The sequence below is a fragment of the Actinocrinis sp. genome, assembly GCF_035650855.1.
In the GTDB taxonomy this organism is placed as follows: domain Bacteria; phylum Actinomycetota; class Actinomycetes; order Streptomycetales; family Catenulisporaceae; genus Actinocrinis.
The window spans coordinates 1-7605 of the sequence record NZ_DASRGV010000094.1 but is presented as its reverse complement, the minus strand read 5'-3'; the positions used below and the strand labels follow the sequence as shown (position 1 = coordinate 7605).

At 71.4% G+C, this 7605-nt stretch carries 6 protein-coding genes and 1 pseudogene; 5 read left to right on the top strand and 2 right to left on the bottom strand.

The window, feature by feature from the left end; genetic code table 11:
- Positions 1-491, bottom strand: a 491-nt coding sequence (locus tag VFB40_RS07620) for a LysR substrate-binding domain-containing protein (RefSeq protein WP_324848590.1), incomplete at its 3' end; no start/stop codon positions are given.
- A gap of 51 nt (positions 492-542) precedes the next feature.
- Here VFB40_RS07620 and VFB40_RS07615 point away from each other — a divergent pair.
- Positions 543-923: pseudogene (locus VFB40_RS07615) on the top strand (DUF5997 family protein); the annotation flags it as partial.
- A 195-nt stretch (positions 924-1118) separates the two neighbouring features.
- Here VFB40_RS07615 and VFB40_RS07610 read toward each other — a convergent pair.
- Positions 1119-3197, bottom strand: a complete 2079-nt coding sequence (locus tag VFB40_RS07610; protein WP_324848588.1) for an amylo-alpha-1,6-glucosidase — start codon at positions 3195-3197, stop codon at positions 1119-1121.
- 148 nt (positions 3198-3345) lie between these two features.
- On the opposite strand from VFB40_RS07610, the gene VFB40_RS07605 reads away from it, so the two are divergent.
- The 4 genes from VFB40_RS07605 to VFB40_RS07590 all read left to right on the top strand — a co-directional run.
- Complete coding sequence (locus tag VFB40_RS07605) at positions 3346-4392, top strand: substrate-binding domain-containing protein (protein ID WP_324848587.1); 1047 nt, start codon at positions 3346-3348, stop codon at positions 4390-4392.
- 88 nt (positions 4393-4480) lie between these two features.
- Positions 4481-5743, top strand: a complete 1263-nt coding sequence (locus VFB40_RS07600) for an extracellular solute-binding protein (protein ID WP_324848586.1) — start codon at positions 4481-4483, stop codon at positions 5741-5743.
- A 7-nt stretch (positions 5744-5750) separates the two neighbouring features.
- A complete protein-coding gene (locus VFB40_RS07595; RefSeq protein WP_324848585.1) occupies positions 5751-6839 on the top strand; it encodes a carbohydrate ABC transporter permease in 1089 nt (362 codons plus the stop codon).
- On the top strand, positions 6836-7605 hold a 770-nt coding region (locus VFB40_RS07590; RefSeq protein ID WP_324848584.1), incomplete at its 3' end, for a carbohydrate ABC transporter permease. The genes VFB40_RS07595 and VFB40_RS07590, both read left to right, overlap by 4 nt.

Sequence of the window (7605 nt, the reverse complement as noted above, 5' to 3'; positions counted from 1 at the left end):
ACCGGCCGGTAGGTGAGGTCCTTGCGATGGTGCAGGCGCGCCAGCGATTGGGGGACGACCAGCAGCCCCACTCCGGCGGCGACCAGTTCGACGGCGTCGGCCGTCGTCGCGGGGCGTTCGTTCGCGGGCAGCCCGGGCAGGTTCTCCCAGCCGAGGCTGTCGTCGAGGGGGTGCAGGCAGATGTAGTCGGCGAGGTCCGCGACGGACACCTCGTCGACCGCCGCCACCTCATGGTCTTTGGGAACCACGACGACGCTCGTCTCGGTGTACAGCGGGATCGCGCTCAGGCCGGTGCGGTCGATCGGCAGTCGCAGGAGGGCGGCGTCGGCCGCGCCCTCGTGCAGGGCGGTGACCGCGTCGGCCGTGGACGCCGCGATGAGTTCGAGCGGCACGGCGGGCACCCGCTCGCCCCAGGTCCGCGCCCACTTTCCGGGGGTCACGCCCGGGACGTACGCGAGGCGGAACGAAGCGGCTGCGTGCGTGCCTGTCACGTGGCCAGGTTACCGGCCGTCACCGCCGCCCGCGGTCGCTACTGTAGTCCCATGAAGTCGCACAAGACCCCGCAGACGATGAAGCCCGCGACCGCGGCGAAGAAACTGGGCATCCATCTCGGGGCCGCCCCGGCCGAGTTCCAGGAGGGCGTCGTCTCGCGCGACGAGCTCAACGCGCTGCAGGCCGACCCGCCTGCGTGGCTGCGCGACCTGCGCAGCAACGGCCCGCACCCCCGCCCGGTGACCGCTCTCAAGCTGGGCATTTCCATCGCCGGACTCGCGCGCGGGGGAGTGACCGAACCCCTCACCACCGAGCAGATCGAGGCGCTGAAGGCGCAGCTCCCCGAGTGGCTGCAGCGCGAACGCGCCACCCAGGCCGAGGTCCGCAAGGAAGCGGCGCGGATCAAGGAGAGGGACGCGCAGCGGTCCGAAGGCGAGCCCGCGACCAAGCAGGCGGCGGCAAAGCCGACCGCGAAGAAGCAGGCTGGGAAAAAGCCGGCGGCGAAGAAGCAGGCATCAGGACAGCGCGCGCGTGCGGGCAGAGCGCGTTACTGACGGCCTCGCCGCAGCGCAGCGGTTTGGCGGCGGGAGCCTGCGATGTCGAGGCACCTCAGCTCAGGGCACTGGTCAGCTCTCTGATACGCGTGCTTCGTGCGGCGCGTCGGTGCTAAACCGGCGCGGCCCGGCCACCAGGCCGTCCACGTGCAGCGCGCCGAACGGGGTGTCATCGAGCGGATCGACCTTCACGCGCCCGGCCGGCACGTTGACCTCCAGACCGAGCAACGCCTGCACGATGGGACCGATCGCCGCGGCCGCCCACGCCTGCGGGCGGCACGCGGCCGGATACGGCACCGGCCACGGCGAGGACGTGCGCGCGTCGCCGCTGTAGAGCTCCGGCAGCCGCCAGGAGAAGCGGGAGCCCGCCGCCAGCAGCCCCTCGATCAGGCCGAGCGCCCGAGCGCCGTGCCCGGCGCTCGCCATCGCCCGGATCACGATCGCCGTGTCGTGCGGCCAGACCGAGCCGCAGTGGTAGCTGAGCGGCGAGTAGCCGCCGTTCGCCGCCGACATCGTACGCAGGCCGAAGCCGCCGTCGAGCCCCGGGCCGGTCAGCCGGTCGAGCACCAGCGCGCTCTCCGCGGCGTTCAGCAGCCCGGTTCCCAGCAGGTGGCCGATGTTGCTGGTGAGCGAGTCGACCGGCTTCTTCTCCCCGTCCAGGGCGAGCACCGGGAAGGGGCCCGCGGCGTCGCTGGCCCAGAAGCTCTCCCGGAACCGCACCGCCAGGTCCGCCGCCCACGCGCGCAGTCGCGCGGCGCCGCCGGGGCCGAACGCGTCGAGCAGGTCGGCGCCGTGCACCGCGGCCTCGTAGGCGTAGCCCTGGACCTCGCAGAGCGCGACCGGGCCCTGCGCCTGGCGGCCGTCGGCGTAGCGGATCGAGTCGCCGGAATCCTTCCAGCCCTGATTCGCCAGGCCGCGCCCGCCGGCGTCCAGGTACTCGAGGAACCCGTCGCCGTCGGCGTCTCCGTGCTCGACGATCCAGTCCAGCGCGGCGCGCAGGTTCGGCAGCAGCGCGCGTACCTGCTCCTCCGGCATCCCGGCCCGCCACGCGTCGTGCAGCAGGCACACCCACAGCGGGGTCGCGTCCACCGTGCCGTAGTAGAGCGGGGGCAGCACCATCGCGCGATCCCCGGCGGAATCCGTTTCGCCGTGTACTGATTCGGCCCGGCGCAGCTCGTGCGGGATCTTCCCGGGCTCCTCCATGGTCTGCGCGCACATCCGGGTGCCCTGGCGCGAGGCCAGGGCGCGCAGCGTACCGGCGGCCAGCTCCCAGCCGAACGGCAGCATCAGCCGCGCGGCCCAAATGCTGTCGCGGCCGAAGAGGGTGAAGAACCACGGCGCCCCGGCCGCGGCGAAGACGTCGTCGGGGGCGTGCGCCGGAGTCATCAGCAGGGCTCGAAGATCGGCGAGCGACTGCGCGGCCAACGCCGTGAGCCGATGGTCGCCGGCGGTCACGCGCACGTCCCGCCAGGCCGTGGCGGCGGAGGGTGCGCCCGTGACCGGCGATCCGGTGACCTCCGCGGTCAGTTCCCAGCGCAGTGTGCTCGTCCCGGCCGCGGGCAGGTCCACCGGCCAGCGCAGCGTCACGCCGCTGTCGGGGTCGGGCGTGGCCGTTACCGCCGGCGCCTGCGCGTGAAGTCGTACGGTCGCACCCTCGCCGCGCCAGCTCAACAGGACGCTGTCGGGGCTCTGCTGCTCGACGGTGATCGCGACGCCGGAGCGGGGAGCGTCGTCGGCGCGGCCGGACTTGACCGCCTCGATCTCGGCCAGGTCGGCGGCGAGGTGCAGTTCGGCCATGGTGCGCACGGCGCGGCTCGCGTATGACAGCAGGCTGATCTCCTCGGCCACCGACCCGGCCGCGACCCGCCGCACCCGCTCCACGCGGACGGTGGGATCGGCGCCGGGATCACCGAGCGTGCGGATCAGGCCGGTGAACCGCGCGGTGGACGCCTCGTCGTTTCCACCGGCCACCGGCTGAGGCTGCGCGCCGTCGACGATCAGCACCGCCTGCGACAGCACTCTGACGTCCGCGTGGAAGACGCCCTGTGCGCCGTTCGACCTGACTTGGCCGTCGGGGGAGCACAGCGCCACCGTCGGCGCCTGGAGCGTGGTGACCAGATCGTGCAGCCACGGCTGGCGGGATGGCGTCATCGGTCCTCCTTGACAATCCGCGGTCTCGCGCCCACCATGGCGGGAGTTTGAACGATCAAATCGGCGGCGGCATCCACTCGCCAGCGAATTTGATCGATCAAATCTGGAGTGTAGCCCACAGATCCCGAATCCTGTCGAGGAAGAAACCGTGAGCAGCGACGCTCAGGCTCGCCCGACTCTGGAGACGGTGGCGCAGATCGCGTCCGTCTCCAGGCAGACCGTGTCCAACGTGCTCAACGCTCCGCACCTGGTGCGGCCCGAGACGCTGGACCGGGTGCGCGCGGTGATCGACGAGCTCGGATACCGGCCGCACCGGGCCGCGCGCACGCTGCGCACCCGCCGCTCGCACCTGATCGCAGCACGCATGCACGCCCCCGTCGACGGGATCAGCGGAGCGGTGCTCGACGTCTTCATCCACGCCCTGACGACCCGGGCGCAGGAGCGCGACTACCGCGTCCTGCTGTTCGCCGCGAACGAGGACCAGCAGGAGATCGCCGAGTACGACGAGCTGCTCAGCGATCACGACCTGGACGCGTTCGTACTCACCGCCACACACCTCGGCGACGCGCGCATCGCCTGGCTCGCCGAGCACGGCGCCGCCTTCGTGACCTTCGGCCGGCCCTGGGGAGCGGACGGCGGCGAGAACGCCGCCACGCACTGCTGGGTGGACGTCGACGGCGCGGCCGGCACCTACGACGCGACCCGCCACCTGATCCGCAACGGGCACCGCCGCATCGCCTTCCTCGGCTGGCCCGAGGGCTCCGGGGTCGGCGACGACCGGCGCTCCGGCTGGCTGCGCGCCTGCCGGGAAGCCGGCCTCGACGTCAGCGGCCTGACCCGGAACGTGCTGGACGACCTGCCCGCCGGCCGCGCCGCCGGGGCCGAGCTGATGGACGGCGCGCAGCCGCCCACCGCGATCGTCTGCGTCAGCGACTCGCTGGCGCTCGGCGTGTGGACCGAGATCACGGCGCGCGGCCTGACCCCGGGCCGCGACCTGGCCGTCATCGGGTTCGACGACTCGCCGACCGCGGCCGTGATCGGCCTGAGCAGCGTGGCCCAGCCCATGGACGAGGTCGCCCGCGCCTGCCTCGACCAGCTCGAGCGGGTGCTCGCCGCGAAGGACGCCGGGATCCCGCCGCCCGGTCCGGCTCCGATCCTGCTTCCCCCCTCGCTCGTGGTGCGCGCCTCCTCCTGAGGCCCGCGCCCTGCCTTCGGCGCGCCGACGGCGCGTCAGCGCTCGATTCCGCGTATGTTCGCACCTTTCCAAGAACCGAGGAAGATCAATGAAGAGCACTCTCGGCCGCGGCGCCGCCGCGGGACTCGGCGCCGCGATACTCGCGCTCACGGCCGCGTGCAGCAGCGGCGGCGGGTTCGGCGGCTCCTCCTCGACCAGCGGGTCCGGCGGCTCGGACTCCGGCCCGCTCAACGTCCTGATCGGCTCCAGCGGCGCGGCGGAGACCAGCGCCGTGCAGGCCGCGGCCGCCGCCTTCGCCAAGCAGAGCGGCATCAAGGTCAACGTCGTCGCCGCGCAGAACCTGCAGCAGCAGGTGAGCCAGGGCTTCGCGGCCGGCCAGCCGGCGGACGTGTTCTACCTGGACACCAGCAGCTTCCAGAACTACGCGAAGACCGGCGCCCTCTACGCGTACGCGGACAAGGCCAGCGACCCCGGCGACTTCTACCCCACGCTCAAGCAGTCGTTCTCCTACGACGGCAAGTTCTACTGCGTGCCCAAGGACTGGTCCACGCTCGGCCTGGCGATCAACACCGCCGACTGGAGCGCCGCCGGACTGACCCCCGCCGACGTGCCCACCAACTGGGACCAGCTCGAGGCCGTGGCCAAGAAGCTGACCACCGGCGGCCGCGTCGGGCTGACCATCGCCTCCGACCACGCCGGCATCGACGAGTTCATCTACCAGAACGGCGGCTCGCTGCTGAGCGCCGACAAGAAGACGGCCTCCTTCGACAGCCCGCAGAACGTGGCGGCGCTCAACTATGTCAAGAAGCTGCTCTCCGATGGCGTGCTGAAGTTCCCGTCCGCGCTCAACGCCGGCTGGAACGGCGAGGCCTTCGGCAAGAACGCCGCCGCGATGACCATCGTGGGCAACTGGATCGACGGCGCGATGAAGAGCGACTACCCGAACGTGAAGTACCAGGTCTACCCGCTGCCGGCCGGGCCGAGCGGCACGAAGGCCACGCTCTCGTTCACCAACTGCTGGGGCATCCCGGCCAAGAGCAGCCACAAGGACGCCGCGGTCAAGCTGGTCGACTTCCTCGCGTCGGGCACCCAGCAGATGGCGTTCGCCAAGGCCTTCGGCGTGATGCCGTCGCGCGAATCGGTCAAGGACCAGTGGACCGCCGCCTTCCCGGCCGACGCCGCGTTCCTGGCCGGCGCCGCCTACGCCCAGCCCGACCTCGCGCTGGCCGGCGGGACGCAGACCATCTCCGACTACGACTCAAAGCTCGCGCAGCTGGCCACCGCGGACCCCGCCGCGCTGCTGTCCGCGGAGCAGAAGAACTTCCAGGCCGTCATCCAGCAGAACCAGTAGCGCGGCGATGACGACGGCAACCGGGACCCCCGCCGCGGCGCGCGCGGCGAAACGGCCCGCCCCGCGGCGGCCCCGCGGCGGCATCCGCGGCCATGAGGCCGCCGCCGGCTGGCTGTTCACCGCGCCGGTGCTCGTGCTGCTGGCGCTGTTCCTGGTGCTGCCGATCCTGATGGCCGCCTGGGTGAGCGTCAGCGACTGGACCGGGCAGGGCAACCCGTTCAGCGGCGGCGCGCACTTCGTCGGCGCCAAAAACTTCTCGTCGCTGCTCACCCGGGACGGCCTCGCCCGGCAAGACCTGATGACCAGCCTGCGCAACAACTTCTACTACGTGCTGCTGGTCGTGCCGCTGCAGACAGCGCTCGCGCTGTTCCTCGCGATCGTGCTCAACCGGCGCCGGCTGGCCGGGCGCGGATTCTTCCGCACGGCCTACTACTTCCCGTCGGTGACCAGCTCGGTCGCCATCTCCATCGTGTTCCTGTTCATGTTCAGCGGCGGCGGAGTCGTCAATGCCCTGATCAGCTCGGCCGGCGGGACCGGTCCGAACTGGTTCGCCGACCCGGACGGGCTGATCCACATCCTGCTCGACAAGCTCGGCGTGCACTCGGCCCCCGCGGCGCTGGCGAACCACGGGCTGCTCGGCCAGTCCTGGTGGGACTGGCTGGCGGGGCCGAGCGTCGCGATGACCGCGCTGATCGTCCTGGCGGTGTGGACCACCTCGGGCACGTTCATGCTGATGTTCCTGGCCGCGCTGCAGAACATCCCCGCCGAGGTCGAGGAGGCCGCGCTGATCGACGGCGCCTCGGCCTGGCAGCGCACGCGGCTGGTGGTGCTGCCGATGCTGCGCCCGACCCTGTTCCTGGTGCTGACCCTCGGGCTGATCGGCACCTGGCAGGTCTTCGACCAGGTCTACATCATCAGCCAGGGCAATCCGGCCAAGACGACGCTGACCCCGGCGTACCTGTCGTACACGACCTCGTTCAACGACCAGCAGTGGGGACAGGGCGCCGCGATCGCGTTCATCCTGTTCGCGATCATCGTGGCGCTCACCGCGCTGCAGCGGTTCGTCCTGCGCGAGCGGAAGGCGGATGCCGGATGACCCTGACCGAGCGCACCGCACGGGCCCGGAAGCCGTATCGGCCCGGCCAGCTCAGCCCGCGCGCCAGGGCGGCGAGCTACGCCGCGCTGCTGCTGTTCGCGCTGATCTACATCTTCCCGTTCCTGATCGAGCTCGGCTCCTCGTTCAAGACGGACGCCGACGCGACCAACCATCCGCTCAACCCGCTCCCGCAGCACTGGACGCTCGCCGCGTTCCACCAGCTCGGCCAGCAGGACTTCCCGCTGTGGTTCGCGAACTCCGCGTTCGTCGCGGTCTCGGTCACCGCCGGGCGGATCCTGTTCGACTCGATGGCCGGATACGCGCTGGCCCGGCTGCGATTCCGCGGCCGCGGCGCGGTCTTCTCCGCGGTGATCGCGGTGATGGCCGTGCCCAGCGTGGTGCTGATGATCCCGAAGTTCCTGGTGCTCAACGAGTTCGGGATATACAACACCTACAGCGGCATGATCATCCCGCTGATCGCCGACGCGGCCGGGGTGTTCATCATGAAGCAGTTCTTCGAGTCCATCCCGGGCAGCGTCGAGGAGGCGGCCAGGATCGACGGCGCCGGGGTGCTGCGCACCTTCTGGTCGGTGGTGCTGCCGATGGCCCGCCCGGCGCTGATCACGCTGACGGTGCTCTCGTTCCAAGGCTCCTGGAACGAGCTGTCGCATTTCATCGTCTCCCGCCAGAGCCCGCAGCTCAACACGCTGACCAGCGGCGTGGCGACCCTGGTGAGCGGCCAGCTCGGCAAGGGCAACCAGTACCC